Source organism: Sphingopyxis sp. LK2115, assembly GCF_014595975.1.
Classification (GTDB): domain Bacteria; phylum Pseudomonadota; class Alphaproteobacteria; order Sphingomonadales; family Sphingomonadaceae; genus Sphingopyxis.
In genome coordinates, this window is sequence record NZ_JABWGQ010000015.1 from 1 (window position 1) to 25,255 (window position 25,255).

The 25,255-nt window shown below is 65.7% G+C and carries 25 protein-coding genes; 15 read left to right on the plus strand and 10 right to left on the minus strand.

The genetic code is table 11. The features are described from left to right. Nucleotides 1-149 precede the first annotated feature (149 nt). Nucleotides 150-476, plus strand: a complete 327-nt coding sequence (gene clpS, locus HUW43_RS02070; protein ID WP_120222303.1) for an ATP-dependent Clp protease adapter ClpS — start codon at nucleotides 150-152, stop codon at nucleotides 474-476. A gap of 15 nt (nucleotides 477-491) precedes the next feature. Here the strand turns inward: clpS and HUW43_RS02075 are convergent, their stop codons facing one another. Beyond that, nucleotides 492-1,022 carry a winged helix-turn-helix transcriptional regulator gene (locus HUW43_RS02075; protein ID WP_188235861.1) on the minus strand — a complete coding sequence of 177 codons (531 nt, stop codon included), beginning with the start codon at nucleotides 1,020-1,022 and terminating at the stop codon, nucleotides 492-494. Nucleotides 1,023-1,206: 184 nt separating this feature from the next. Between HUW43_RS02075 and HUW43_RS02080 the strand changes: the two genes are divergently transcribed. From HUW43_RS02080 to murA, 3 genes are all read left to right on the plus strand, one after another. Further along, complete coding sequence (locus HUW43_RS02080) at nucleotides 1,207-1,932, plus strand: SDR family oxidoreductase (RefSeq protein ID WP_188235862.1); 726 nt, start codon at nucleotides 1,207-1,209, stop codon at nucleotides 1,930-1,932. After that, the gene (locus HUW43_RS02085; protein WP_188235863.1) at nucleotides 1,926-2,531 is read left to right on the plus strand and encodes a 2-hydroxychromene-2-carboxylate isomerase; all 606 of its coding nucleotides are present in this window, start codon (nucleotides 1,926-1,928) and stop codon (nucleotides 2,529-2,531) included. The genes HUW43_RS02080 and HUW43_RS02085 overlap by 7 nt, the downstream gene beginning before the upstream one ends. Nucleotides 2,532-2,933: 402 nt before the next feature. Further along, on the plus strand, nucleotides 2,934-4,217 hold the full coding sequence (gene murA / locus HUW43_RS02090; protein WP_188235864.1) for a UDP-N-acetylglucosamine 1-carboxyvinyltransferase: 1,284 nt from the start codon (nucleotides 2,934-2,936) through the stop codon (nucleotides 4,215-4,217). Here the strand turns inward: murA and HUW43_RS02095 are convergent. From HUW43_RS02095 to HUW43_RS02110, 4 genes are all read right to left on the minus strand, one after another. Continuing rightward, the gene (locus tag HUW43_RS02095) at nucleotides 4,204-5,178 is read right to left on the minus strand and encodes a DMT family transporter (protein ID WP_188235865.1); all 975 of its coding nucleotides are present in this window, start codon (nucleotides 5,176-5,178) and stop codon (nucleotides 4,204-4,206) included. The two genes, murA and HUW43_RS02095, sit on opposite strands and share 14 nt — an antisense overlap. Further along, nucleotides 5,175-6,185: a threonine aldolase family protein gene (locus HUW43_RS02100; protein WP_188235866.1), complete on the minus strand. Its 1,011-nt coding sequence runs from the start codon at nucleotides 6,183-6,185 to the stop codon at nucleotides 5,175-5,177. The genes HUW43_RS02095 and HUW43_RS02100 overlap by 4 nt, the downstream gene beginning before the upstream one ends. A 49-nt stretch (nucleotides 6,186-6,234) precedes the next feature. Next, nucleotides 6,235-6,456: a hypothetical protein gene (locus HUW43_RS02105; protein WP_223181202.1), complete on the minus strand. Its 222-nt coding sequence runs from the start codon at nucleotides 6,454-6,456 to the stop codon at nucleotides 6,235-6,237. A 191-nt stretch (nucleotides 6,457-6,647) separates the two neighbouring features. Further along, complete coding sequence (locus HUW43_RS02110) at nucleotides 6,648-7,865, minus strand: argininosuccinate synthase (protein ID WP_188235868.1); 1,218 nt, start codon at nucleotides 7,863-7,865, stop codon at nucleotides 6,648-6,650. A 163-nt stretch (nucleotides 7,866-8,028) separates the two neighbouring features. On the opposite strand from HUW43_RS02110, the gene HUW43_RS02115 reads away from it, so the two are divergent. Continuing rightward, on the plus strand, nucleotides 8,029-10,095 hold the full coding sequence (locus HUW43_RS02115) for a S46 family peptidase (RefSeq protein ID WP_188235869.1): 2,067 nt from the start codon (nucleotides 8,029-8,031) through the stop codon (nucleotides 10,093-10,095). 29 nt (nucleotides 10,096-10,124) lie between these two features. Beyond that, nucleotides 10,125-10,562 (plus strand): DUF1801 domain-containing protein, encoded by a 438-nt coding sequence (locus tag HUW43_RS02120; RefSeq protein WP_188235870.1) that lies wholly within the window; start codon nucleotides 10,125-10,127, stop codon nucleotides 10,560-10,562. A gap of 4 nt (nucleotides 10,563-10,566) precedes the next feature. Here HUW43_RS02120 and HUW43_RS02125 read toward each other — a convergent pair whose 3' ends face one another. From HUW43_RS02125 to HUW43_RS02140, 4 genes are read right to left on the minus strand one after another with little or no spacing between them, the layout of a single operon-like run. Then, complete coding sequence (locus HUW43_RS02125; RefSeq protein WP_188235871.1) at nucleotides 10,567-11,841, minus strand: SAM-dependent methyltransferase; 1,275 nt, start codon at nucleotides 11,839-11,841, stop codon at nucleotides 10,567-10,569. 38 nt (nucleotides 11,842-11,879) lie between these two features. After that, on the minus strand, nucleotides 11,880-12,638 hold the full coding sequence (locus tag HUW43_RS02130) for a molybdopterin-dependent oxidoreductase (RefSeq protein WP_223181203.1): 759 nt from the start codon (nucleotides 12,636-12,638) through the stop codon (nucleotides 11,880-11,882). Nucleotides 12,639-12,646: 8 nt separating this feature from the next. Next, complete coding sequence (locus HUW43_RS02135) at nucleotides 12,647-13,495, minus strand: cytochrome b/b6 domain-containing protein (protein WP_188235873.1); 849 nt, start codon at nucleotides 13,493-13,495, stop codon at nucleotides 12,647-12,649. Nucleotides 13,496-13,525: 30 nt separating this feature from the next. Beyond that, nucleotides 13,526-15,235, minus strand: coding sequence for a class I adenylate-forming enzyme family protein (locus HUW43_RS02140; RefSeq protein WP_188235874.1), 1,710 nt, complete (start codon nucleotides 15,233-15,235; stop codon nucleotides 13,526-13,528). A 77-nt stretch (nucleotides 15,236-15,312) separates the two neighbouring features. Here HUW43_RS02140 and lgt point away from each other — a divergent pair, with 77 nt between their 5' ends. From lgt to HUW43_RS02170, 6 genes are all read left to right on the plus strand, one after another. Continuing rightward, complete coding sequence (lgt, locus tag HUW43_RS02145) at nucleotides 15,313-16,188, plus strand: prolipoprotein diacylglyceryl transferase (protein WP_188235875.1); 876 nt, start codon at nucleotides 15,313-15,315, stop codon at nucleotides 16,186-16,188. Beyond that, nucleotides 16,175-17,245: a class I SAM-dependent methyltransferase gene (locus HUW43_RS02150; RefSeq protein WP_188235876.1), complete on the plus strand. Its 1,071-nt coding sequence runs from the start codon at nucleotides 16,175-16,177 to the stop codon at nucleotides 17,243-17,245. The genes lgt and HUW43_RS02150 overlap by 14 nt, the downstream gene beginning before the upstream one ends. Further along, nucleotides 17,242-17,760 (plus strand): GNAT family N-acetyltransferase, encoded by a 519-nt coding sequence (locus HUW43_RS02155; protein ID WP_188235877.1) that lies wholly within the window; start codon nucleotides 17,242-17,244, stop codon nucleotides 17,758-17,760. Before HUW43_RS02150 ends, HUW43_RS02155 begins: the two co-directional genes overlap by 4 nt. Further along, nucleotides 17,757-18,518: a peptidoglycan editing factor PgeF gene (pgeF, locus tag HUW43_RS02160; RefSeq protein ID WP_188235878.1), complete on the plus strand. Its 762-nt coding sequence runs from the start codon at nucleotides 17,757-17,759 to the stop codon at nucleotides 18,516-18,518. Before HUW43_RS02155 ends, pgeF begins: the two co-directional genes overlap by 4 nt. 70 nt (nucleotides 18,519-18,588) lie before the next feature. After that, on the plus strand, nucleotides 18,589-19,995 hold the full coding sequence (locus tag HUW43_RS02165) for an SLC13 family permease (RefSeq protein WP_188235879.1): 1,407 nt from the start codon (nucleotides 18,589-18,591) through the stop codon (nucleotides 19,993-19,995). A gap of 70 nt (nucleotides 19,996-20,065) precedes the next feature. Further along, nucleotides 20,066-21,358, plus strand: a complete 1,293-nt coding sequence (locus HUW43_RS02170; protein ID WP_188235880.1) for a cystathionine gamma-synthase family protein — start codon at nucleotides 20,066-20,068, stop codon at nucleotides 21,356-21,358. 83 nt (nucleotides 21,359-21,441) lie between these two features. On the opposite strand, the gene HUW43_RS02175 is transcribed toward HUW43_RS02170, so the two are convergent. Beyond that, nucleotides 21,442-22,224 (minus strand): HAD family hydrolase, encoded by a 783-nt coding sequence (locus HUW43_RS02175; RefSeq protein WP_223181204.1) that lies wholly within the window; start codon nucleotides 22,222-22,224, stop codon nucleotides 21,442-21,444. A gap of 101 nt (nucleotides 22,225-22,325) precedes the next feature. Between HUW43_RS02175 and HUW43_RS02180 the strand changes: the two genes are divergently transcribed. The 3 genes from HUW43_RS02180 to HUW43_RS02190 are packed head-to-tail and all read left to right on the plus strand — an operon-like array spanning nucleotide 22,326 to nucleotide 25,251. Then, nucleotides 22,326-23,432, plus strand: a complete 1,107-nt coding sequence (locus tag HUW43_RS02180) for an ABC transporter permease (protein WP_188235881.1) — start codon at nucleotides 22,326-22,328, stop codon at nucleotides 23,430-23,432. Then, nucleotides 23,432-24,310 (plus strand): ABC transporter ATP-binding protein, encoded by an 879-nt coding sequence (locus HUW43_RS02185; RefSeq protein WP_188235882.1) that lies wholly within the window; start codon nucleotides 23,432-23,434, stop codon nucleotides 24,308-24,310. The genes HUW43_RS02180 and HUW43_RS02185 overlap by 1 nt, the downstream gene beginning before the upstream one ends. Further along, nucleotides 24,310-25,251 (plus strand): MlaD family protein, encoded by a 942-nt coding sequence (locus tag HUW43_RS02190; protein ID WP_188235883.1) that lies wholly within the window; start codon nucleotides 24,310-24,312, stop codon nucleotides 25,249-25,251. Before HUW43_RS02185 ends, HUW43_RS02190 begins: the two co-directional genes overlap by 1 nt. Nucleotides 25,252-25,255 lie beyond the last annotated feature (4 nt).

A 25,255-nucleotide genomic window follows, 5' to 3' on the forward strand; every position in this document is an offset into this window, starting at 1 on the left:
TTCCTGTGGAAGCGGGCGGTTCCTGTTTGGTGCCGGCAGCCGCGCACGAAAAGGGGTTAATGATCGCCGCGCCCCTTGCGATTCCGCCCCGGCTTGCGATATTCCGCATGATGATGCTTCCCGCTTCGATCCCTCTTGCCGTCCGCGCCATGGCGGACAAGGACGACGACGCTACGGGCACCCCCGGCGTCGGCATCGCCACGCGCACGCGCGCCAAGCCCAAAAAGCCGTCGATGTACAAGGTGCTGTTGCTCAACGACGATTATACGCCGATGGAGTTCGTCGTGATGGTGCTGCAACGCTTTTTCAACATGGACATCGAACGCGCGACGCAGGTGATGCTGCACGTCCACCAGCAGGGCGTCGGCGTGTGCGGCGTCTTCAGCTATGAGGTCGCCGAAACCAAGGTCAATCAGGTGATGGACGCCGCGCGGCAGAACCAGCACCCGCTGCAATGCACGCTGGAAAAGGCCTGATCGACGGCCAATCGGTCATTTCCGCGAAGCCGGATGCGCCGATGTCGAAACATGCCGTCGGCCGCGCGCCGCCTGCTCGGCACTGAGCGCCGGCGAGGGCTCGCCTTTCAAATCGCCATAGCGTAACACCTCTCCGCAGCCGGGGCAGACCGGCGATGTGCCGACATCGGCGCCGCACGCACGGTGGACGTAACGGATCGCCGGACCGCCGCCCGTCTCGCCGTCGCGATAGGCCCAGCGCTCGGCCCAGCCGCGCATCGCATAGAGCACACCGAACAGATCCTTGCCCTTGTCGGTCAGCCGATATTCGTGGCGCAGCGGACGGTCCTGATAGGGCTGGCGCGCCACCACCCCTTCATCCTCCAGCATCCTGAGGCGCGCGGACACCAGCTGCGGCCCCAGCCGCGTGTTCGCCGCGATCGCCTCGAACCGCCGCCGCCCGAAAAACAGCTCGCGCAGGATCAGCAACACCGCGCGGTCGCCGAGAATCTCGGCCGAGCGCCCGACAGGGCAGAATGTGTCCGACAGATCGGCGCGTTTCGGCACAATTGTCCCCTTATCGTCATTGCAAGCACAGCGAAGCAACGCAGCGCGGATTACGCAACTTTTGACTGCTTCGCTGCGCTCGCAATGACAAGGCTTCCTGTCGCCGCACGACGATCAGCCCCGATGAAAAACCGCTTGCTACTATGATTATCATAGTTACTATCGCAGGCAAGAGGAGAATCGCATGTCCGCAGCCGTCATCATCGGAGCCGGGGACGCCACCGGCGGCGCTATCGCGCGCGCCTTTGCCGCCGAAGGGTTTACCGCCTGCGTCAACCGCCGGACACGCAACGCCGACGCGCTCGAAGCCCTGGCGCAATCGATCCGCGACGCCGGGCACCGCGCGCGCGCCTTTCCCGCCGATGCACGCGACGAAGCGGCGATGATCCGGCTGTTCGACACGGTCGAGGCCGAAGTCGGACCCGTCGAGGTCGCGGTGTTCAACATCGGCGCCAACGTCAATTTCCCGATCGCCGAAACGACGCTGCGCGTTTACACAAAGGTGTGGGAAATGGCGTGCCTCGGCGGTTTCCTGATGGGCCGCGAAGCCGCCAAACGCATGACGCCGCGCGGCCGCGGCACGATCCTGTTCACCGGGGCGACCGCATCCTTGCGCGGCGGAGCGGGCTATGCCGCCTTTTCGGGCGCCAAAGGCGCGCTTCGGATGCTCGCGCAGTCGATGGCGCGCGAGCTGGGGCCGCGGGGCATCCACGTCGCGCACATCGTCATCGACGGGGCGATCGACACCGACTTCATCAAGGGCCGCCACCCCGATTTCGACAGGGCAAAGGCGCAGGATCTGATCCTGAACCCGGCGGCGATCGCCGCCAATTATGTGATGCTCCACAAGCAGCCCAAAAGCGCGTGGACGCACGAACTCGATCTTCGCCCATGGGGAGAAACATGGTGAGCAGGACCCTTGAACTCATTTTCGATTTCGGCAGCCCCAACGCCTATCTGGCGATGAAGGCGCTCCCCGACATGCTCGACCGCACGGACGCCGACCTCGTCATCACCCCCTGCCTGCTCGGCGGCATCTTCAAGGCGACGGGCAACAAGGCGCCGATGGTGCAATATGCGGGCGCGCCCGCGAAACTCGCCTATGAAAATCTCGAAATGCGGCGTTTCATCGAACGCCATCGCCTGACGCGCTTTCGCCTGAACCCGTATTTCCCCGTGAATACGCTGACGATCATGCGCGGCGCGATCGTCGCCGAGGATGAAGGCAATCTCGACGATTATGTCGACGCGGTGAACCGCGCGATGTGGGAGGAAGGCCTGAAGATGGACGATGCCGACGTCATCGCGGCCTTCCTCTCGGCCAATGGTTTCGATGGCCCCGCGTTGCTCGCGCGCACGCAGGAACCGGACATCAAGGCAAAGCTCGCCGCCAACACCCAAGCCGCGGTCGCGCGCGGCGTGTTCGGCATCCCGACCTTCTTTGTCGGCGGCGAGATGTTTTTCGGCAAGGACCGGCTGGGCCAGGTCGAGGAGGCCTTGCTCGGTTGACGATGGGCCAGGCGACGGCGGAATTAGCTGAGGCTTCGGGACATTCCCTTCTTTCCGTTCGCATCGAGCGACGTCGCCTGCTGCGCGACGCGAAGATCCGTCTTGATCGTCGGCAAGGTTGGACGCGCGGCGAGGACTTGCATCCCTCGCATGGCGCTTCGTCAGCCCGATGGCTGACGTGCTACGGCCGCAAGCTTCACCGTGTCACGCGCGTCCTTTGCGTCCTGTAGCACCGCGCCGGATCATTCTCAATTCCTGCCCATCGAGGCGGGGGTCAGGGCGTTGCCGCGCCGCTCGTCCCCATGCTGTCATATCCGCAACCGGTCGAAACCGGGCACCGCGTCGGGCGCCCCAACCACCGCACCCGCTTGCACGCCCCCGCGCATCGGCTAAAGACGCCCGATGGATCAAATCGTCATTCGCGGCGGCCAGCGACTCAAGGGCCGTATTCCGATCAGCGGCGCCAAGAACGCTGCGCTCACGCTGCTGCCCTGCGCGCTGCTCACCGACGAACCGCTTACCTTGCGTAACCTGCCGCGGCTCGCCGACGTAGACGGCTTCGGGCATCTGCTCAACCAGCTCGGCTGTTCGACGACGATCGAGGGCTCGCGGCCCGAAGATTTCGGCCGTGTGATGACCGCGCGCGCGACGACGCTGACCTCCACCGTCGCCCCCTATGACATCGTGCGCAAGATGCGCGCCTCGATCCTCGTGCTCGGCCCGCTGCTTGCCCGCGCGGGCGAAGCGACCGTCTCGCTGCCCGGCGGCTGCGCGATCGGAAACCGCCCGATCGACCTGCATCTGAAAGCGCTCGAAGCCTTTGGCGCGGAGATCGAACTCGCCTCGGGCTATGTGAAGGCCGTTGCCCCCGGCGGGCGCCTCGCGGGCGGCAAGTTCACCTTTCCCGTCGTGTCGGTCGGCGCGACCGAAAATGCCGTGATGGCGGCGGTGCTTGCCAAGGGCACCTGCGTGCTCGAAAATGCGGCGCGCGAGCCCGAGATCGTCGACCTTTGCAACTGCCTCGTCGCGATGGGCGCGCATATCGAGGGCATCGGCACCGAAACGCTGACGATCGAAGGCACCCAACGCCTGCACGGCGCGACCTATCGCGTGATGGCCGACCGGATCGAGGCCGGCAGCTATGCCTGCGCTGCCGTGATTACCGAGGGCGATGTCGAACTGGTCGGCGCAAAGGCGAGCGAGATGGAAGCGACGCTGGCCGCGCTGCGCGAAACGGGCGCAACCGTCGAAGACACCAAGGGCGGCATCCGCGTCGCCATGTCGGGCCGCGCGCAGCCGGTGACGCTGTCGACCGCCCCCTACCCCGGCTTCGCGACCGACATGCAGGCGCAGTTCATGGCGATGGCAACGCTCGGCACCGGCGCGTCGCTGTTCACCGAAACCATCTTCGAGAATCGCTATATGCACGTTCCCGAACTCGCGCGCATGGGCTGCGACATTCAGGTCAAGGGCCGCACCGCGGTGGTGCGCGGGGTCGACCGGCTGATCGGTGCGCCGGTGATGGCGACCGACCTGCGCGCGTCGATGAGCCTGATCATCGCCGGCCTAGCCGCCGAGGGGCAGACGGAGGTCAACCGTGTCTATCACCTCGACCGCGGTTATGAGCGGCTGGAAGAAAAGCTCCAGGCCGTCGGCGCCGATATCGAACGGATCAGCGCGGGGTAGCGCCCGAATCGGAATCGACGGGCAAGGAGACCATATTGCCGCTGACCGACGGACGATCGGGACGCCGGGCGACCGCGATCACCAGCCCGATCAGCGCAACGATGCCGCCCGCGACCGACAGCATCGCCCAGCGATAATCCTCGAACGCCGTCGAAAAGCCCATCGCGATGATCGGGATGAGCACGCTCGACCACGCCGCCTGCCCCGGCCCGACCGCGCGGATGATGTTGAAATAGAGGGGAAAGGTCACCGCGCTGGCGATGACGCCCAGATAGAGGACGCCGCCCAGATACACCAATGTCGGTTCGACCACCGGCGGGCCGGTGGTGATCCACGCATAGGCGCCGTCGGCGAGCGCGCCGAACAGCATCGCCCAGCCGATCATCACGACCATTGATTGCGCGCGCGCGATCGTCGTGCCCTGCATCACATTGGCGATGGAGGCGCTCATCACGCCAGCGAGCGTCAGCGCCGTGCCCAGCAGCACCTCGCCCGCGCCGAGCGCCGCAACGCGATATTCGTGCAGGATCATCAAACCCACGCCAATGATCGCGATCCCCGCGCCGAGCAGGAAGCGGCCCTCCAGCGGTGTCTTGAGGAAAGCGCGTCCCATCAACGTATTGGGAACGATCAGCAGCGCGAACAGCACCGCGACAAGGCCCGACGTGATATACTGCTCTGCCCGGTAGACGAAGTTGAAGTTCAGGGCGAATTGCGCAACGCCAAGTGCCGCGGCGAAAAGCATCGCACGCTTATCGAGCCGAAGCCGCTCGCCGCGGATGAACGCAAAGGCGAACATCGCCGCGGCGGCGATGGCGAAGCGATAGGTCACCGACCAGCTGGGCGGCACGACGCCGAGCTGTCCCTTGATGACGATCCACGTCGACCCCCAGATCAGCGTCACCAGAAGGAAGGGCAACAGGACGCGCGGGCTGAGCAGCGTCGTCGGCGCAGCGCTCACAGCGCACCGATCGCGGCGGCGAGCGGCGCCACCGCTTCGGCGTCCTGGTCCCAGCTGACGACAAGGCGCGCCGCGCCCTCGCCCCAGTCATAAAAGTCGAACCCCGCGCTGCGCAGCCGCGCCGCCTCGTCGGCGGTCAGACGCACGAACAGCTCATTGGCCTCGACCGGATACAGGAGGCGGCTGCCGCATGCGGCGGCGAGTTTCGCCGCACCCGCATTGGCGGCGCGCGCATTGGCAAGCCACAGATCATCCTTCAGCATCGCGCGAATCTGCGCCGCGACGAAGCGCCCCTTGCTCAGCAGATGGCCGCCGCGCTTCTTCAGTTCGCGCACGCCCGCGCCGCCGCTGCCGCCGAAAAAAACGATCGCTTCGGCCATCATCGCGCCGTTCTTGGTAAAACCGAACGACAGCGCATCGACCCCGGCGCGCCAGGTGACGTCGGCGGGTGCGCAGCCCAGGAAGGCAACGGCATTGGCGAAACGCGCGCCGTCCATGTGCAGCTTCAACCCCTTGCGTTTGGCGATTTCGCTGATCTCGCCGATTTCCTGCGGCCGCCACGCCAGGCCATATTCGGTTGCATTGGTGATGCTGACCGCGGCGGGCTGAACCTGATGCACGTCCTGGCGGATGCCCGCGATCCGCGCCTTCAGCGCCGCCGTGTCGATTTTCGCACCGCGGCCGGGGAGCGGCATCAGCTTCGCACCGCCCGAATAAAAGGTCGGCGCGCCGCATTCATCGACCTCGATATGCGCTTCCTCGTAACAGAGTATGCCCTGCCACGGCCGCACGAAATGCGCGAGGATGATACTGTTCGCCGCGGTTCCGGTCGACACCCAGACAACCTCGCAATCGGTTTCGAACAGATCGGAAAAGGCCGCATCGAGCGACTGGCTGAGCATGTCGCCGTCATAGGCGGTGTCGACATGGTTGGCGGCAACGAGCGCGTCCATCACGGCGGGATGGACGGTGGCGGCATTGTCCGAAAAGAAGCGCGTCGCAGTCATGCGCCGCGCCTTAGCGCAGGACGATGCCGCTTGCTAACGCTTCCTTTCGTCAATCATCATCGTGCTTTGGGATGACTGGGCGCCGCCATCCACCATCGACGCGATAAAGCATCTTGCCAAGCGAGCGCGAACGCCGGGTCAGGTAACGGCCAGGGCCGATCCAGCGTCGCCGGACGCCATAGCCATCGGCGATCAGCACCCGGCGCGGAAAGACGACATAACATGGCCGCCAGTCCTGATCATCATTTCGTGGGGCTTGGGTATCGGACATGGCACATCCCCTGAAACAGGACCACCCCTCCGATTTTTCTTTCATTTTCGCTATATTTGGTTCGGGTATCGATAACGACGCGGCGCGACATTGTCAGCCCCGCCTACACTCAACGCGGCGTTCAGCCGCTGCGTTCCGTCACCGCTTTGATGGCCGGACGCGCCGAACTGAATGACCTCTGCCGCGCGCGCCTACCCGCCCTGTTTCGCGAGCAGTTTCAGCCGCAGCGCGTTGAGCTTGATAAAGCCGGCCGCGTCCTTCTGGTCATAGGCGCCGGCATCATCCTCGAAGGTCACATGGCGCTCGCTGTAAAGGCTGAACGGCGACCTGCGGCCGACGACATTTGCATTGCCCTTGTAGAGTTTCAGCCGCACCGTGCCGGTGACATTCGCCTGGCTGTGGTCGATCGCGGCCTGCAACATCTCGCGCTCGGGCGCGAACCAGAACCCGTTGTAGATGAGCTCGGCATATTTGGGCATCAGCTCGTCTTTCAGGTGCGCGGCGCCGCGGTCGAGCGTGATGCTTTCAATGCCGCGATGCGCGCGCGCGTAAATCTCGCCACCCGGCGTCTCGTACATGCCGCGCGACTTCATGCCGACGAAGCGATTTTCGACAAGGTCGAGCCGGCCGATGCCATGCTTGCGGCCAAGATCGTTCAATGCGGCCAGCAGCGTCGCGGGCGACATCGCCTGCCCGTTCAGCGCGACGCCGTCGCCGCGCTCGAAATCGATCGTGATATATTCGGGCGTGTCGGGCGCGTCCTCCGGGTTCACCGTACGCGAATAGACATAGTCGGGGGTTTCCTCCCACGGGTCTTCGAGCACCTTGCCTTCCGACGAGGTGTGGAGGAGGTTGGCGTCGGTGCTGAACGGGCTTTCGCCGCGCTTGTCCTTCGGCACCGGGATCTGGTTCTTTTCGGCAAAGTCGATCAGCGCGGTGCGGCTGGTCAGATCCCATTCGCGCCACGGCGCAATGACCTTGATGTCAGGGTTGAGCGCATAGGCCGAAAGTTCGAAGCGCACCTGGTCGTTGCCCTTGCCCGTCGCACCGTGCGCGACCGCGTCGGCGCCGGTTTCCCTCGCAATTTCGACCAGCCGTTTCGAAATGAGCGGGCGCGCGATGGACGTGCCAAGCAGGTAATCGCCCTCGTAACGCGCATTGGCACGCATCATCGGGAAAACGAAGTCGCGGACGAACTCCTCGCGCAGGTCGTCGATATAGATATGTTCCGGCTTGATCCCCATCAGTTCGGCCTTGGCGCGCGCCGGCTCCAGCTCCTCGCCCTGCCCCAGGTCGGCGGTAAAGGTCACGACCTCGCAACCATAGGTGACCTGCAGCCATTTCAGGATGACGCTCGTGTCGAGACCGCCCGAATAGGCAAGGACGACGCGCTTGATGGAATCGGACATGGCTGCACCTTGAACGAGGGGATGACGCGGGCGCGGCTAGCAGGGCGACGCTTTACGCGCAACCGGCGCTTTCGCGTCCGATGCAGCGCACGATATTCGCTTGGCGCTCCGCTCCGCCCTCGTTAGTGTCAAACGATACTAAATCTCATCAATGGGGAGTTTTATGCGCCTGACCCTTGCTTTCGCTTCCGCCGCCGCGACCGCCTTTGCCATTTCCTCACCCGCCGCGGCCGAAGAGGGCATGTGGACCTTCGATGCGGTGCCGACCGACGCGATCAGGACCGCCTATGGCTGGGCGCCCGACCAGAAATGGCTCGACCATACGCGCGCGTCGGCCGTGCGGCTGACGGGGGGCTGTTCGGCCTCTTTCGTGTCGGGCGAAGGTCTGATCCTCACCAACCATCACTGCGTGGTCGGCTGCCTCCAGAATCTGTCGAGCGCCGATAACGACCTGGTCGCGGGCGGCTTCAACGCGGCCGACCGCGCGCGCGAGCTCCAATGCCCCGGCCAGCAGGCCGAAGTCGTCACCTCGATCACCGACGTAACCGGCGGGATTTCCAAGGCGATCGGCAGCCTGACCGGCGAAGCGCTGGTCAAGGCGCGCGACGCGCGGATCGCGGAGATCGAGGCCGCCGAATGCCCCGACCGCGAAAAAACGCGCTGCCAGGTCGTCACGCTGTTCGGCGGCGGCCAGTACAAGCTTTATAAATATCGCAAATACAGCGACGTGCGCATCGCCTGGGCGCCCGAGTTCCAGGCGGCTTTCTTTGGCGGCGACCCTGACAATTTCAACTTCCCGCGCTATGCGATGGATGCTGCCTTCCTGCGCGCCTATGAAAATGGCAAGCCGGCCGCGACGCCCGTGCACCTCAAATGGAATCCGCGCGCGCCGCAGGAGGGTGAAATCACCTTCGTCGTCGGCAACCCCGGATCGACCCAGCGGCTGCTCACCGAAACGCAGCGCGCCTTTCAGCGCGCCGAACGCCTGCCGCTTACCCTGCTCATGCTTTCGGAATATCGCGGGCGGCTCATCGCCAGGATGGAGGAAAGCCCCGAAAAGGCGCGCGAGGGCGCCGACGAGCTGTTCGGGATCGAAAACAGTTTCAAGGCGCTGTCGGGCCAGTTTCGCGCATTGAACGACCCCGCCTTCACCGCCAAGATGACGGCCGACGAAGCCGCGCTGCGCGAAAAGGTAAAGGGCAATGCCGAAATCGGCGACCCCTGGGCGGAAATCGACGCCGCGATGGCAAAGCGGCGCGACACCTATCTCGACAGCGTGTTCCTTGAACGCGGCCCGGCGAGCTTCTCGACGCTCGCGGGTTATGCGCAGACGCTGGTGCGCGCCGCCGCAGAGCGGGCGAAGCCGAACAGCGAACGCCTGCCCGGTTTCACCGATTCGGCGCTGCCGCTCACCGAAAAGCGGCTGACCGATCCGGTGCCGACCTATCCCTGGCTGGAGGAACTGGCGGTCGGATTCTGGGCGAGCAAGGCGCGCGAATATCTGGGCACCGACAATGACGACATCCAGGAGCTGCTCGGCAAGGAAAGCCCCGAGGCGCTGGCAGAGCGGCTGGTGACGGGCACCAAGCTCGCCGATCCCGCCTATCGCAAGCAATTGTGGGACGGCGGCATGGCGGCGATCGCGGCGTCGGACGATCCGATGATCCGCTTCTTCGCGCAGCTCGATCCGCGCTCGCGCGCGATCAAGACGGCGTTCGACCGCGACTATGACGCGCCGGTCACCGCGGCGCAGGCGCGGCTCGCAAAGGCGCGTTTCGCCGCCTATGGCGACGCGCTCTATCCCGATGCGACCTTCACGCTGCGCCTGTCCTATGGCCAGGTAAAGGGGTGGACCGAACGCGGCAAGCCGGTGCCCGCGATGACGCGGATCGGCGGCACCTATGACCGCGCGACGGGCCAGCTTCCCTACAAGCTCGCTGACGGTTTCGTGACGGCCGAAAGCCGGATCGACAAAAATGGCGTCTATGATTTCGTGACGACGAACGACATCATCGGCGGCAATTCGGGGTCGCCGGTGATCGCGCGCGACGGCAGCGTGATCGGCACCGCCTTTGACGGCAATATCCATTCGCTGGGCGGCAATTTCGGATACGATGGCACATTGAACCGGACCGTCGCAGTGTCGACCGCGGCGATCCAGCAGGCGCTCGACGTGATCTGGCCCGCACCCGCGCTGTCCGCCGAACTGAAAGGCGGCACGCGCCGGTAAGGACCGCGCGTCCCGGCAGGGAGGAGCGGATGGCAAAAGCCGAGCTGAAAACCCAGGCGACCGCGGCTTCGGTCGCGGACTTCATCGCCGCAGTGCCGGACGCGCGGCGGCGCGAGGAAGCGGCGGTGGTCGATGCGATCCACCGCCGCGTCACCGGCCTCGATCCGAAGATGTGGGGACCGTCGATCGTCGGCTATGGCAGCTATGACTATCGCTATGACAGCGGTCGGTCGGGAACGATGTGCCGTGCGGGTTTCAGCCCGCGCAAGGCGGCGATGACCGTCTATCTGATGGGCCGCTATTGCGACCGGCAAGCCGAAGCCGACGCGCTGTTCGCGCGGCTCGGCAAGCACAAGACGGGCAAGTCGTGCCTTTATATCAACAGGCTGGCCGATGTGGACCTTGGCATTCTGGAACAACTCGTCGCGCTGAGCTGGGACAGCATGAACGATCTTTATCCCGTTTAACCCGTCATCCGCACAAAGGCCGGAATGACGATCGGGAAAGGCAGCGAAGATATTCGGTTTCGGTCGCCGCCATATAGTCGCGTGTCAGCGGCAGCGCGTGACGGCTGCGCGCGAACTGGATCTGGTAATTGCCCATCCCGCCGCTCTCGAAGGCCGCGGTCGCGCCGGCGAGATAGAAGCACCACATGCGGAAGAAGCGGTCGCCCATCAGGGAGATAATCTCACCCTCGTGCGCCAGGGTGCGCGCATACCATTGGCGCAGGGTCAGCGCATAATGCAGCCGCAGCGTTTCAATGTCGGTGGCGATCAGCCGGCTTTTTTCGCTCGCCGCCAGCGTCTCGCTCAATGCCGGGATATAGCCGCCGGGGAAGATATATTTGCGCGTGAAGGCGTCGGTCGCGCCGGGCCGCCCGAAGCGCCCGATCGTGTGGAGCAGCATCACCCCGTCGGCGGTCATCAGATTGGCGACGGCGCGGAAAAAGGCCTCGAAACTGGCGGCCCCGACATGTTCGAACATGCCGACCGAAACGATGCGGTCGAACCGTCCCGCCTCGCGCGCAGCCAGGTCGCGATAATCGATCAGCTCGAATCTCACGCGATCGGCGACCCCCGCCGCCGCGGCGCGCTCGCGGGCCAGCATCAGCTGTTGTTCGGACAGGGTGATGCCGACCACTTCGACCTTCTCGAGCGTCGCCAGCGTAATCGCCATCCCGCCCCAGCCGCAGCCGATGTCGAGGATGCGCTGCCCCGGCGCGAGCGCGAGTTTCGCGGCGATATGCGCCTTTTTCGCCGCCTGCGCTTCCTCCAGCGTCATGTCGGGCCGCGACCAATAGGCGCAGCTATATTGCATGTCGTCGTCGAGGAAGAGGCGGTAAAGTTCGTTGCCGATGTCGTAATGATGCCGGACGTTGGCGCGCGACTGGCGCTGGCGGTTGATCGAGCCGAGGCGCGTTTTCAGCCAGTCGGCGCGGCGGCCGAGCCAGCTCTTGTCCTTCAGCCTTGCGCCGCGATCCCATGGCGTGTTCATGCGAATAAGGGCGACGAGATCCATGATGTCGCCCTCGATCAGCTGCATCTCGCCATCCATGAACGCCTCGCCCGCGCCGAGCCGCGGGTCGAGCAGGATGCGCCACATGCCGCGGCGGCTGGTGAAGCGGACGGTGACGTCGGGAAAGCCGGACGCGGGTTCGCCGAACGTCTCGCGCGCGCCATCGGGCGCAACGACGGTCAGACGCCCCTTGCGAACGATGCGGGAAAGAAACGGACGCAGGATCGACATTTTACCAAGCAAATATTTTGGGCCGCAAATCGTTGCGTTCAGATGCCAGCATACCATTCGTAATCGATGCGGTCTTCCCAATAGCCGCCCTTGCCCGCGCCGATGCCGCCCAAGCTGTCGACCGCCTCGATCGCCGTGACATATTTGGCGTGCTTGTAGCCGAGCTGGCGTTCGAGGCGCAGGCGCAGCGGCGCGCCATTCGCGATCGGCAGGATTTCACGGTTGAGCGCCCAGGCAAGGATCGTTTGCGGGTGCAGCGCGTCGACCATGTCGCAGCTTTCATAATAAAGCGCATCGCCCAGCCGGTCGGCGCAGCGAAAGACGATATAGCGCGCGCGCTCCTTCACCCCCGCCGCGGCGAGGATACGGCGAAGCTGCGGCCCCGTCCATTCGCCGATCGCGCTCCACCCCTCGACGCAGTCGTGGCGCGTGATCTGCGTGCGCTGCGGCATCGCGCGAATGTCGGCCAGCGACAGCGACAGCGGCCGCGCGACAAGGCCCGTCACCGCGACGCGCCAATCGGCGAACCCGCTGGCGACGTGCGCGGCATAGGCTTCGCCCGGCGGCAGGCGCGTGCCGTTCGAGCGAAAGACCGGCGACAGGTCGGCGCGGGTGAACTCGCGCGCGAGCGCATCGCGATCGATCAGCGCGCGCTGGCTCGCGCGATTCATCTCCTCGCCCATCGACAATATCTTGCGCACCGCGGGTGCGTCGTTGATCGCGTCGCACGCGCCGAGCAGCGGCAGCGCGGCGGCAAGCCCGCCGGCGCGGACGATCAGCTTGCGGCGGGGCATCATCACGCCGCTCATTTCGCCTTCTCCGCAGGCAGACGGAACCAGCCGGTCACCATCGAGCGAACTTCGTTCACCGGCCCCGCCAGCAGCACCATGACGATATGAACGAGGAAAAAGGCGACGAGCGCCCAGGCGCCGATGAAGTGGATCGAGCGCGCCGACTGGCGCCCGCCGAACAGGTCGAGCAGCCACGGCGCCGCGGCGTTGATCCCCGGCGACATGGTCAGCCCGGTCGCGATCATCAGCGGCAACAGGATGAAGATCACCCCGATATAGCTGAGTTTCTGGAGGATATTATAGCGCGCCGCCGCCGCGCCGGTCGGAAAGCGCAGCCGGGCATGATCCTTGATGTCGTGCCAGATATGGCGCGGCGACCATTCGTCGCGGCGGACGTGGAGATCCTTGCGGAGGTGCCCGCCGATCACGGTCCACAGCATATAAAGCGTCAGACTGATCGCCAGCACCCATGCGAACAGCAGGTGCCAGCGCCGTCCGTCGGCAAGGCTGTAGCTGGTCGGGATCGTCGCCCAGCCGGGAAAGGCCCAGGTCTTTTCCACGCCCTGTGCATCGGTCCAGCGGCCGAGGACGCCGGTGGTCTCGATCCGCGCGGCGCCGATTCGCACATAGCCGGTGTCGGGCGTCGATCCGATCGCGAACCACGCATAATCGGCGTTCGCGCCATATTGCCCCCAGTAAAGGCGCGGGTGTGCGTTGAAGATCATCAGCCCGCTCATCAACAGCACGAGCAAAGTGACCGCGTTGACCCAGTGCCAGATGCGCACGGGCAGCCGGTGGCGATAGACGCGCGTTGGCAATGGGGCGGTTTGCGAAGGAGCGATGGGCGTTTCAGCCTCGGCCATGGTCCCGGTTCGCTCCTTCATCGGGGTCGGTTACGCGGCAACCTCCGCCGCATAGGTTTCGCGATACTGGTTCCGCAAGCTGACCTTGTCGATCTTTTCGCTGCCGAGCTTGGGCAGCGCGTCGTTCGACATCCAGATCCTGCACGGCACCTTATAGGGCGCGAGCCGGGCGCTGAGGAAAGCGCCCATGTCGTCGGCGGTGACGCGGCTTTCAGGCTTCATCCAGATCACCGCGCCGACGACTTCGCCCAGCCGCTCGTCGGGAAGCCCGAAGACCGCGCATTCGTTCGTTTCGGGATGTTCGTAAATCGCCGCCTCGACCTCCTGGCAGCTGATATTTTCGCCGCCGCGAATGATGATGTCCTTCTTGCGGTCGACGATGAACAAATATCCGTCCTCGTCGAGATAGCCGAGGTCGCCCGAACGGAAATAGCCATTGTCGAAAAAGGCCGCCCTGGTCGCCGCCGGATTGTTCCAATAGCCTTCGAAGTTGCACACCGAGCGGATGCACACCTCGCCAACGCCGCCCGGCGGCACCGGTTCGCCATTGTCGTCGAGGATCGCCAGATCGACCAGCGGCTTCGACGCCGGGCCGGTCGATAGCGGCTTGGCGACGTAATTTTCGTTGATGATGCCGCAGCCCACGGCGTTGGTTTCGGTAAGGCCATAGCCGAGCAAGGGCTTGGCCTCGCCCATTTCGGTGGCGAGGCGCTTCACATGTTCGGGCGGGCGCGGCGCGCCGCCGCCGGCATAGCTTCTGCACGTCGACAAATCGTAATTCTGGCGGTTCGGATGCGTCAGTATCTCATAGCTCATCAGCGGCACGCCGACGAAATAGTTGACCTGTTCATCCTGGATCAGCCGCATCGCCTCCTCGGCGTTCCATTTCGGCATCAGGACGAGCTTGCGACCGAGCGCAAAGCTTTGCAGGAACACCGGTATTTCCGCGGTGACGTGGAACAGGGGCGTGCAGATGAGCGTCGCGGGCTGGATGTCCGACATCTGCCCGTCCTCGGTCAGCAGATGCACGATGCTTGCGGTCTGCGTGACATAGTTGAAGATCGCCTGAACCACCGCTTCGTGGCGCGAATAGGCGCCCTTCGACTGGCCGGTCGAACCCGAGGTGAAGAGGATCGTCGCGAGATCCTGGCCGGTCAGCGTCGGCAGCACGGTCGCGGCGCCTCCCTTGGACGCCAGGGGAGCGATGGCCTCGTCGATCGGCCGGGTGATGTCGAGCGTGACGACCTCGGCGCCATGATCGAGGCCCGGTTCGGCAAGCCGCGCGGCACGCTGCGGGTCGGCGATGACCAGTTTGGCTTCGCTGTCCTTGATCCCGGCGGCAAGTTCGCCGCCCTGCCACCAGCCGTTGAGCAGCGTTGCACAGCCGCCCGCCATCAATATGCCGATATAGGTGACGCACCAGGCATTGGCGTTACGCATCGCAAGGCCCACGCGGTCGCCGCGCTTGACGCCGAATCCTTCGACCAGCCCCGCCGCGACCTGCCGCGCCGCCATATAGACCTGTTTGAACGACAGCCGCTCGTCGCCTTCGACGAGGAAGGTCGCATCGCCATGCTGCGCCGCGAAATAGGCGACATAGTCGGCGAGGTTGGTCGGCGCGTTGGTGATGAAGGGCAGCTGGCGGCCAAAGCGCTCGACGGACCCGACCTGGATCGGTCCGCCCGGTCCCGTGATCAGATTATAGGCGGCTTCCAGGCGCAAATCGAGCGCTGATGGCATCGTATATCTCTCCTCTTGGTCTCGCTCGCCTTACCCCTTATGGGGAGGCCTCTCCTGGGGAAGGATCGCGCGACTATATGTTTCTTTTTGCAACCTTAGCCGAAGCAACGCAATATGTGAACTTCGAGGAGCTGATGGGCCCCAACAGCGAGATCGCGTTCAGCGTCTTCGGCCTGCCGATCCGCTGGTATGCGCTCGCTTATCTGGCCGGCATTTTCGTCGGTTACTGGTATTTGCTGAAGCTGATCGCCCAGCCCGGCGCGCCGATGGCGCGGCGCCATGCCGACGACATGATCTTCTATGCCATGCTCGGCATCATCATCGGCGGGCGGCTCGGCTATGTGCTTTTCTATAACCTCGGCGCCTATCTGGGCGACCCGCTGGCGATCTTCAAATTGTGGGACGGCGGCATGTCGCTCCACGGCGGCGTCGTCGGCGTGCTGGTGGCGATCTGGCATGTGACGCGCAAGGACAGGCTCAGCTTCCTGCGCTTTTGCGATTATATCGCGTGCGTCGTCCCCTTCGGCCTCTTCTTTGGCCGCCTCGCCAACTTCGTGAACGGCGAGCTGTGGGGCCGCGCAACGAGTGTGCCGTGGGCGATCATCTTTCCGGACAGCGGCACGATGGACCCCCGCCATCCCAGCCAGCTTTACGAAGCCGGACTTGAAGGCCTGTTGATGATGGCGATCCTCGCCTTCTTTTTCTGGCGCACCGACGCGCGCTACAAGCCCGGATTCCTGTTCGGCATGGCGGCGATCATCTATGGCCTCAGCCGTTTTGCCGTCGAGTTCGTGCGCGAACCCGATGTCCAGCTCGGCACATTGTCGTGGGGGCTGACGATGGGGCAGACGCTGACCCTGCCGATGCTGCTGGCGGGCGTCTGGCTCGTCGCGACCGCGAAAGCGCGCCGCCAGCGCGTCGAGCCGATCGCCGGGCCCGATGCCGTTGCGTGACGGACCTCCCGCCCCTGACGAACTGATAAGCCAAATAGCGGCAGCGCGCCCGGTGACGGTCGCCGACTATATGGCGGCGGCGAACGCGCATTATTATGCGACGCGCGATCCGCTCGGCGCCGCGGGCGATTTCACCACCGCGCCCGAAATCAGCCAGATGTTCGGCGAAATGGTTGGCGTGTGGATCGCCGACCTGTGGACGCGCGCCGGCGGCCCCGCCTTTCGCTATGTCGAACTTGGCCCCGGCCGCGGCACGCTTGCCGCCGACGCGCTGCGCACCATGGCGCGCTTCGGCTGCGAACCCGTCGGCATCCACCTCGTCGAAACCAGCCCGGCGCTGCGCGCGGCGCAGTTGGCGCGCCTGCCCGCCGCCACGCACCATGACGAGGTCGATGCGCTGCCGGACGACGTGCCGCTGATGATCGTCGCCAACGAGTTTTTCGACGCGCTGCCGATCCACCAATATGTCCGCACCGCAGGCGGCTGGCGCGAACGGATGGTCGAGCGCCGCAACGGGAAGCGCGTTCCGGTCGCGGGCGACGTCCCCGCCGACGAAGCGATCCCGGCGGCGCTGCGCGGCGAAGCCGAAGGCGCGATCGTCGAAACCATGCCCGTCGCCGCCGCGATCATGCAGCGCTGCGCTTTCCGCCTTGCGCGGCAGGGCGGCGCGATGCTGGCGGTCGACTATGGCTATTGCGGCCCCGCCGCGGGCGAGACGTTGCAGGCGGTCAAGGCGCACCGCTTCGCCGACCCGTTCGCCGATCCGGGTGACGTCGACCTCACCGCGCATGTCGATTTCACCGCGCTGGCCGACGCCGCGCGGGCGGGCGGCGTCGCGGTGGCCGGTCCGGCGCCGCAGGGCGCGTGGCTGCGCCATATGGGCATTGACGCACGGCTGGCGTCGCTTGCCGCCGCAGCACCCGCACGCACCGACGAATTGCAGGGCCAGCGCGACCGGTTGGTGGAGGCGGATGCGATGGGCGATCTGTTCAAGGCGATCGCCTTCACGGCACCGAACTGGCCCGCGCCCGCCGGTTTCACAGGAGTTCCCGCATGACCGCCATCCAGTTCGCCGAACCCGCCGACGCCGAAGCGATCAGCGCCTTTGCCGAAGCGTCGTTCAAGCATACGTTCGGGCATCTTTACGACCCCGCCGACCTCGCAGCCTTCCTCGCCGACTGGAATCCGCCCGCGCGGCTGCGCGCGCAGATCGCGAACCCCGACTATGCCATCGCGCTGGTGCGCGGCGAGCCCGGCGCGATCCTCGGCTTCATCAAGATCGGGCCGGTCGATTTCGAGCTGCCGCCCGACCAGCCGGCCGACGATGCCGTCGAACTTCACCAGCTCTACGTCGCCGAAGCCGCGAAGGGCACTGGCGTCGCGGCGGCGCTGATGGACTGGGGTATCGCCTGGGCGCGGGCGCGCGCGTCGATCCTCTATCTGTCGGTCTTTGTCGACAACGACCGCGCGCAGGCCTTTTACCGCCGCTATGGCTTCGTCGATGTCGGCCGCAACGCCTTTCGCGTCGGCAATCATATCGACGAAGACCGGTTCTTCCGGCTCGACCTGTGAGCGTGCCTTTCGTCACCGCGCCGACGCTGGATGGCATCGCGCACGGCTTTTTCGGTCGCCGCGGCGGTGTTTCGACGGGCGACCTTGCCTCGCTCAACTGCGGCCTGGGTTCGGGCGACGATCCGGCACGGATCGCCGAGAACCGGCGGCGCGTTGCCGAAGCCGCGCTCCCCGGCGCGCCGGTCACCGGACTCTATCAGGTCCATGGCAACCGCTGCGTCATCGTCGATGAAGGCACCGACCTGGCCGACCGGTCCGAAGCCGATGCGCTGGCGACGCGCAGGCCAGGCGTGCTCCTTGGCATATTGACCGCCGATTGCGTGCCCGTGCTCTTCGCCGACCGCGAGGCCGGGGTCGTCGGCGCGGCGCACGCGGGGTGGAAAGGCGCAATCGCAGGCGTCACCGACGCAACGATCGATGCGATGGAGCGCCTTGGCGCCAGACGCGCCAGCGTCGCCGCCGCGATCGGCCCGTGCATCGGCCGCGCTTCCTATGAGGTTGACGATGCTTTTGTGGAGCGCTTCGTCGCCGACGATCCCGCGAACGAACGTTTCTTCGCCGCGGGCAAGCCCGGCCATGCGATGTTCGACATCGCCGCCTATGTCGCTGCGCGGCTTGCCGGCGCCGGGGTCGCGCGAATTGCCATCGGCGGGCAGGACACCTATGCCTTGCCCCAGGATTATTTCAGCTATCGCCGCGCATGCCACAAAGGCGAAAACAGCTATGGCCGCCAATTGTCGGTGATCGGACTGCGGTAGCGACATACGGATCCCGTCACCCCGGCAAAGGCGGGAATGACGCGGTGACAGGGATGGAAGAGGGGGAAGGATGACGCGCACGCGCTGGTTGGGTTTGATCGGCGGCTTCGTCGTTTTTTGCATCATGCTCCTCCTCCCTGCCCCGGCGGGCATGGAACTCACCGCCTGGCGCGTGGCCGCGCTCACCGTGTTGATGGCGATCTGGTGGATGACCGAGGCCCTGCCGCTCACCGTCACCGCGCTGCTTCCCTTCCTCACCGTCCCCGCGTTCGGGGTGATGGACGCCAACGCCATCGCCAAGGAATATTATTCGCCGATCCTCTTCCTGATCCTCGGCGGCGCCTTTCTCGCGCTCGCGATCGAGCGCGTCGGGCTGCACCGCAGGCTCGCGCTCGCGCTGCTCAAGCGCGCGCCGCAGACCGCATCGGGACTGCTCTTCGCCTTCATGGCGGCGACCGCGCTGCTCAGCATGTTCATATCGAACACCTCGACGACGCTCATCATGATCCCCATCGCGCTCGCCGTCGTGCGCGCGGGCGGCGTGCAGGAGGGCGATACGAACGGTTTCGCCGGAGCGGTGATGATGGGCATCGCCTTTGCCGCCTCGCTCGGCGGGCTCGGCACGCTCGTGGGCAGTCCGACCAACGCGATCGCCGCGGGCCTGATCGAAAAGGCGCTCGGCCTTCGCATCGCGTTCCTCGACTGGGCGATTTATGGCGTGCCGGTCGTGATCCTGTCGGTGCCCGTCGCCATGGTCGCGGTCGCACGCGTCCAGCGGCTCGCCGACCATCCCTTCGACGGGCGCGCCGCCGCCTCGGCGCTCGGCAACCAGGCGATCTGGACGACCGCCGAGCGCCGTGTCGTCCCCGTCTTCCTCGCCGTGCTCGCCGCATGGATCGCCCAGCCCTGGCTCGAACCGTTGCTGCCCAAGGGTGCGCTGACCGACGGCACGATCGCGGTGGCGGGCAGCCTGTTGCTCTTCATCCTGCCCGACGGCACGGGCCGTCCGCTGCTCATCTGGAAAGAAGCCGACCGCGCGCCGTGGGGCGTCATCATGATGTTCGGCGGCGGACTTGCGCTTGCCGCCGCGATCACCGCGAGCGGGCTCGCCGCCTGGCTCGGCGCGGTGCTCGCGCCGCTCGGCGACATGCCGACCGTCCTGCTCGCGGCGATCATCGTCGCGCTCACCATCCTTGTCACCGAATTCGCCAGCAATGTCGCGACCGCAAGCGGGATCATGCCCGTGCTCGCGGCACTGATCGCCGCGACCGGCGCCGACCCCCTATTGCTCGCGCTGCCCGTCGCGATGGCGGCAAGCTGGGGCTTCATGCTGCCCTCCGGCACCGGCCCGAACGCGCTTGCCTGGGCAACCGGACATATCGCGCTGCCGCGCATATTGCAGGCGGGATTGGCGCTCGACATCGTCGGCGTGCCGCTGCTCATCGGCACGATCTGGTCGATCGCGGCGATCGCCTGAGCGCGCGCAATATAGTTTCAAACGAAACCTGGTGCGCTATAAGGGCCGCCTCATCATCAGGAGCACCCCCATGGCCATGCGCGGCAAACCCAAGACCAACAACAAGAAGATCGGCGACCGCGAACTCAGCCCGGCGACGCTGATGATGGGGCTCGGCTATGACCCTGTGCTCTCCGAAGGCTCGCTCAAACCCCCGATCTTTCTGACCTCGACCTTCGCCTTTGAAAGCGCGGCGGCCGGCAAGCGTTTCTTCGAGCATATCACGGGCAAGCGCGAAGGACCGGCCGACGGCCTGGTCTATTCGCGTTTCAACGGCCCCAACCAGGAAATCCTTGAGGATCGCCTCTCCGTCTGGGACGGCGCCGACGACAGCCTCGTCTTTTCCAGCGGCATGTCGGCGATCGCCACGCTGCTCCTCGCGCTCGTCGGCCAGAATGACGTGATCGTCCATTCGGGGCCGCTTTATGCGGCGACCGAAACGCTGATCGCGCGCATATTGGCGCGCTTCGGCGTCAGCTTCGTCGATTTTCCCGCCGGGGCGACGCGCGAGGAGATTGACGCGATCCTTGCCCGCGCGAAACGGCTGGCCGACGAAAAGGGCGGCAAGGTCGCGCTCGTCTATCTCGAAAGCCCGGCGAACCCGACCAACGCGCTTGTCGATGTCGAGGCGGTGCGCGCCGCGCGCGATGCGGCCTTTCCGGGCGAGGCGAAACCCGCGATCGCCATCGACAACACCTTCCTCGGCCCGCTGTGGCAGCAGCCGCTGAAACAGGGCGCCGAACTCGTCATCTACAGCCTCACCAAATATGCCGGCGGCCATTCGGACCTGGTCGCGGGCGGCGTGTCGGGCGACCAGCGCCTGCTCGACATCATCCGCCCGATGCGCAACACGATCGGCACGATCTGCGACCCCAACACCGCATGGATGCTGCTGCGCAGCCTTGAAACGCTCGAACTCAGGATGAGCCGCGCGGGCGAGAACGCGCTCAAGGTCTGCACCTATCTGCGCGACCACCCCAAGGTCGAAGGGCTTGGCTATCTGGGCTTTATCGGCGATCCGCGCCAGAAGGATATTTTCGACCGCCACTGCACCGGCGCCGGATCGACCTTCTCGCTGTTCATCAGGGGCGGCGAAGCGGAGAGTTTCCGTTTTCTCGATGCGCTCAAGATCGCCAAGCTCGCGGTCAGCCTCGGCGGCACCGAAACGCTCGCCAGCCATCCCGCCGCGATGACGCACCTGTCGGTTCCCGACGAACGCAAGAAGGCGCTCGGCATCACCGACAATCTGGTGCGCGTGTCGATCGGTATCGAGGACGCCGACGATCTGATCGCCGATTTCGCGCAGGCATTGGCGGCGGTGTGACGATCGCCAGGCCGATACAGCGGGCCGTTGGCGATTGTTGGTTTTGCCGTCATCCCGGCGAAAACCGCGATCGCGCCGGTGCGTCATTCCGATAGGGTGATATCCCCGCCTTTGCCGGGACGAGGTTGAGAGGGACCGGGCGCCGGCCGCCGCTTGGCCCGCCAGTCGACCACCTGCCACCCCATGATCGGCGCAAGCCGTTTCAGGCCGCGCGACGGTGTCGTCGCGACGGCTTCGTCGGCGAAACGCAGCATCGGATGGTCCGACACATGATCCGAATAGGCGCGGATATGCGCGTCCTCGCGCGTGATCGCATTGTCCGCGAGCCAGCCCGAAATACGCGCGAACTTGGCGTCGCCATAACAATTGTCGCCCGCCAGCCGCGCGTGGATATGATCGGCGCCGTCGGGTTCGTCGAGCCGCGTCGCGAGCACGTCGTCGATCCCCAGCCGCCGCGCGATCGCATCGACATAAAGGTGGAACGACGCGGTCGCGAGCAGCAGCCGGTATCCCGCCGCCCGGTCGGCGGCGATCTGTTCGAGCGCGGCGGGATGCACGCCGCGTGCGACGACCTTGTCGGCATAGCTTTCGGCGAGCGGGGCGATTTCGGCACGCGGAAACCGTTTGCCGACCAGCAACCGCAGGTTGATCGCTTTCAACCGCGAACGGTCGACGAGGCGCAGCGCATAGGCCGCCCCCGCAAGGCCGACCAGCGGCAGGAGCAGCAATCGCCATGGCTGGCGCCGCCGCGCAACATGGATCAGGAACCCGCTGTACGTCCCCGAATGGGTGATCGTCCGGTCCATGTCATAGATGGCGACGCGGTGCCGGTGGCGGACGGTCGGCATGGCGAGCGGCTTCTCCATGCCTCTTCATAGAATGCGGCGCCGCGCTGGCCAAGCGCTGGCGACGTTTGCCATGGATTCGCTTGCCGTGCCCCGGCAAATAATCCAATGTCGTCCGCACGATGGTGGCGAGGGCGGATTTCGAACATGACGAGGGCGTCGACGGCGCCGAGGTCCGCTTCACCGGGCGACTGACGCTCGCGCGGCTCGGCGACCTGCCCGCGCGGCTCGACGCGCTCGGACCGATCGCGACGCTCGATCTGTCGGCAATCGACCGCATCGACACTGTCGGCGCATGGATCGTCACGCGCACCGCCACCGACCATGGCGCGAAAATCACCGGCGCCAGCGCCGAGGCGCAGCGACTGCTCGACGCGCTCGCGAGCGACAAGAGCGAATATCGCGTCCACCGCGACCGCCGCCCGGCGTGGGTGCGGATGCTCGAACAGGTCGGCACGGCGAGCGTCGCGGTGTGGAACGAACTGCTTGGCATTATCGGCTTTTTCGGCGCGATGATCGTCGCCATCTTCAACCAGATCCGCGCACGCCGCCGCCTGCGCTGGAACGCCATCGTCACGCGTTTCCAGACCGTCGGCGTCGACGCCTTGCCGATCATCGGGCTGATGAGCTTTCTGATCGGCATCGTCATCGCGCAACAGGGCGCGGTGCAGCTCGAACAATTCGGGCTGGAGGTGTTCACGATCAACCTCGTCGGCCGCGCGTCGATCCGCGAACTTGGCCTGCTGATGACCGCGATCATGGTCGCGGGCCGGTCGGGATCGGCGTTCGCCGCACAGATCGGCACGATGAAGCTGACCGAAGAGGTCGACGCGATGCGCACCATCGGCGTGTCGCCGATGGAGGCGATCGTGCTGCCCCGCGTCGCCGCCTCGACGATCACCATGCCGCTGCTCGGTTTCTATGCCAGCCTCTGCGCGATCGCGGGGGGCGGCCTTTTCTGCTGGGTCGGGCTCGACATCCCGCCGCTCACCTATATCCAGCGGCTGCGCGAAATCATCCCGATGACCGATTTCTGGATCATGCTGATCAAGGCGCCGGTGTTCGGCATATTGATCGGCGTCACCGGCTGTTACGAAGGGATGCAGGTGCGCCAGAACGCCGAGGAAGTCGGCCAGCGCACGACCTCGGCGGTGGTCGCGGCCATCTTCCTCGTCATCGTGCTCGACGCCTTTTTCGCCGTCTTCTTCTCCTCGCTCGGGTGGAACTGATGACCGGCGAGGAGGAAACCGAAATCCGGGAAGAACTGGCCGCCGCCGACGCAGTGCGTCCCGAAACTTTCGAGCACGCCATCTGCATCCGCGGCCTCAGGAACCAGTTCGGCGACGCGGTGATCCACGACGGGCTCGACCTCGACGTGCGATCGGGCGAGATATTGGGCGTGGTCGGCGGGTCGGGCACCGGCAAGTCGGTGCTGATGCGCTCGATCATCGGGCTGCAAACCCCGACGGCTGGCGAGATCGAGGTCTATGGCAAGACGCTGGTGACGATCGCCGACGAAGAAGAATCGCGCGACCTGCGCCGCCGCTGGGGCGTGATGTTCCAGGGCGGCGCACTCTTCTCGACGCTCAGCGTTGCCGAGAATATCCAGGTTCCGCTGCGCGAATATTATCCGCGGCTCGACGCAAAGCTGCTCGACGAGATCGCCGCCTACAAGGTGCAGATGGTCGGCCTGCCGCCCGATGCGGGGCCCAAATATCCCGCCGAGCTGTCGGGCGGCATGGTCAAGCGCGCCGGGCTGGCGCGCGCGCTGGCGCTCGACCCTGCGCTATTGTTCCTCGACGAACCCACCGCCGGGCTGGACCCCATCGGCGCCGCCAAGTTCGACGAGCTGATCCGCGAGCTGGCCGACACCATGGGGCTTACCGTCTTCCTCATCACCCACGATCTCGACACCCTCTATGCGACCTGCGACCGCGTGGCGGTGCTGGCGGAGAAAAAGGTGATCGCGGTCGGCACCATCCCCGAACTGCTTGCCACCGAACATCCGTGGATACAGGATTATTTCAACGGACCCCGCGGCCGCGCCGCAGCGAGCGGGAACCAAAGCGCAAGGTCGCCCGTGCTGGGTGGCGATAGGAACGATTGATGGAAACTCGCTCGAACAACGTCCTCGTCGGCGCCTTTCTGCTGCTTTTCACCGCCGCGCTCGCCTTCTTCGTCGTCTGGCTGGCGAACGACAGCGGCGGGGCCAAACGCGAATATGACATATTTTTCAAACAATCGGTCGATGGGCTGAACAAGGGCGCCCAGGTGCAATTTTCGGGCGTGCCGTCGGGGCAGGTGCGCGAAATCGCCCTGTGGCCCGACGATCCGCAATTCGTCCGCGTGCGAATCGAAGTGAATGAAGGCGTGCCGATCCTGCAAGGCACGACTGCCGCGCTCGAGGGGGTCGGCTTCACCGGCGTCTCGCAAATCTCGCTCGACGGCGCGGTCAAGGGCGCGCCGCCGATCACCGACAAGGGGCCGGCGGGCAAGCCGGTGATTCCGACGCGCGTTGGCGGGCTCGGCGAGATCCTCAACACCGCGCCGCAACTGCTCCAGCGGCTCTCGACGCTCACCGAACGGCTCGCCGAGCTGGCCGACGATCGCAACCAGCAAAGCTTCGCCAACATCCTCGACAATGTCGAGGCGACCACCGCGACGCTCGCGCGCAACGGCCCCGCGCTCGAACGCGCGCTTGCCGACACGCGGATCGCGATCCAGCAGGCGGGGCAGGCCGCCGAACAGATCGGCAGCCTGGCCGCCACGACGCAGGGGACGATCGACCGCAACGTCGACCCGGCGATGCGCAATTTGCGCGACACGCTCGCTTCCGCGAACAAGTCGATGCAGACGCTCGAAGCCGCAATTGCCGATGCGCGCCCCGGCCTCAAGACCTTCAGCGAGACGACGATTCCCGAAGCCAATGCGCTGATCCGTGACCTTCGCCGCACCTCGGCCTCGCTTTCCAGCCTGACCGACAAGCTCGACCAGCAGGGCGCGGGCGCAGTCATCGGCGGCAGCAAGCTCCCCGATTACAAGCCATGAGGAC

Excerpts from the sequence above, each read along its gene's own strand:
- murA (WP_188235864.1), top strand. The coding sequence starts at position 2,934 with ATGGATCAAATCGTCATTCGCGGCGGCCAGCGACTCAAGGGCCGTATT.
- HUW43_RS02120 (WP_188235870.1), top strand. The coding sequence starts at position 10,125 with ATGGCAAAAGCCGAGCTGAAAACCCAGGCGACCGCGGCTTCGGTCGCG.
- lgt (WP_188235875.1), top strand. The coding sequence starts at position 15,313 with ATGTTTCTTTTTGCAACCTTAGCCGAAGCAACGCAATATGTGAACTTC.
- HUW43_RS02080 (WP_188235862.1), top strand. The coding sequence starts at position 1,207 with ATGTCCGCAGCCGTCATCATCGGAGCCGGGGACGCCACCGGCGGCGCT.
- HUW43_RS02105 (WP_223181202.1), bottom strand. The coding sequence starts at position 6,456 with ATGTCCGATACCCAAGCCCCACGAAATGATGATCAGGACTGGCGGCCA.
- HUW43_RS02150 (WP_188235876.1), top strand. The coding sequence starts at position 16,175 with ATGCCGTTGCGTGACGGACCTCCCGCCCCTGACGAACTGATAAGCCAA.
- clpS (WP_120222303.1), top strand. The coding sequence starts at position 150 with ATGGCGGACAAGGACGACGACGCTACGGGCACCCCCGGCGTCGGCATC.
- HUW43_RS02135 (WP_188235873.1), bottom strand. The coding sequence starts at position 13,495 with ATGGCCGAGGCTGAAACGCCCATCGCTCCTTCGCAAACCGCCCCATTG.
- HUW43_RS02190 (WP_188235883.1), top strand. The coding sequence starts at position 24,310 with ATGGAAACTCGCTCGAACAACGTCCTCGTCGGCGCCTTTCTGCTGCTT.
- HUW43_RS02185 (WP_188235882.1), top strand. The coding sequence starts at position 23,432 with ATGACCGGCGAGGAGGAAACCGAAATCCGGGAAGAACTGGCCGCCGCC.
- HUW43_RS02110 (WP_188235868.1), bottom strand. The coding sequence starts at position 7,865 with ATGTCCGATTCCATCAAGCGCGTCGTCCTTGCCTATTCGGGCGGTCTC.
- HUW43_RS02125 (WP_188235871.1), bottom strand. The coding sequence starts at position 11,841 with ATGTCGATCCTGCGTCCGTTTCTTTCCCGCATCGTTCGCAAGGGGCGT.
- HUW43_RS02180 (WP_188235881.1), top strand. The coding sequence starts at position 22,326 with ATGGTGGCGAGGGCGGATTTCGAACATGACGAGGGCGTCGACGGCGCC.
- HUW43_RS02140 (WP_188235874.1), bottom strand. The coding sequence starts at position 15,235 with ATGCCATCAGCGCTCGATTTGCGCCTGGAAGCCGCCTATAATCTGATC.
- HUW43_RS02115 (WP_188235869.1), top strand. The coding sequence starts at position 8,029 with ATGCGCCTGACCCTTGCTTTCGCTTCCGCCGCCGCGACCGCCTTTGCC.
- HUW43_RS02130 (WP_223181203.1), bottom strand. The coding sequence starts at position 12,638 with ATGATGCCCCGCCGCAAGCTGATCGTCCGCGCCGGCGGGCTTGCCGCC.
- HUW43_RS02100 (WP_188235866.1), bottom strand. The coding sequence starts at position 6,185 with ATGACTGCGACGCGCTTCTTTTCGGACAATGCCGCCACCGTCCATCCC.
- HUW43_RS02155 (WP_188235877.1), top strand. The coding sequence starts at position 17,242 with ATGACCGCCATCCAGTTCGCCGAACCCGCCGACGCCGAAGCGATCAGC.
- HUW43_RS02175 (WP_223181204.1), bottom strand. The coding sequence starts at position 22,224 with ATGGAGAAGCCGCTCGCCATGCCGACCGTCCGCCACCGGCACCGCGTC.
- HUW43_RS02165 (WP_188235879.1), top strand. The coding sequence starts at position 18,589 with ATGACGCGCACGCGCTGGTTGGGTTTGATCGGCGGCTTCGTCGTTTTT.
- HUW43_RS02170 (WP_188235880.1), top strand. The coding sequence starts at position 20,066 with ATGGCCATGCGCGGCAAACCCAAGACCAACAACAAGAAGATCGGCGAC.
- HUW43_RS02085 (WP_188235863.1), top strand. The coding sequence starts at position 1,926 with ATGGTGAGCAGGACCCTTGAACTCATTTTCGATTTCGGCAGCCCCAAC.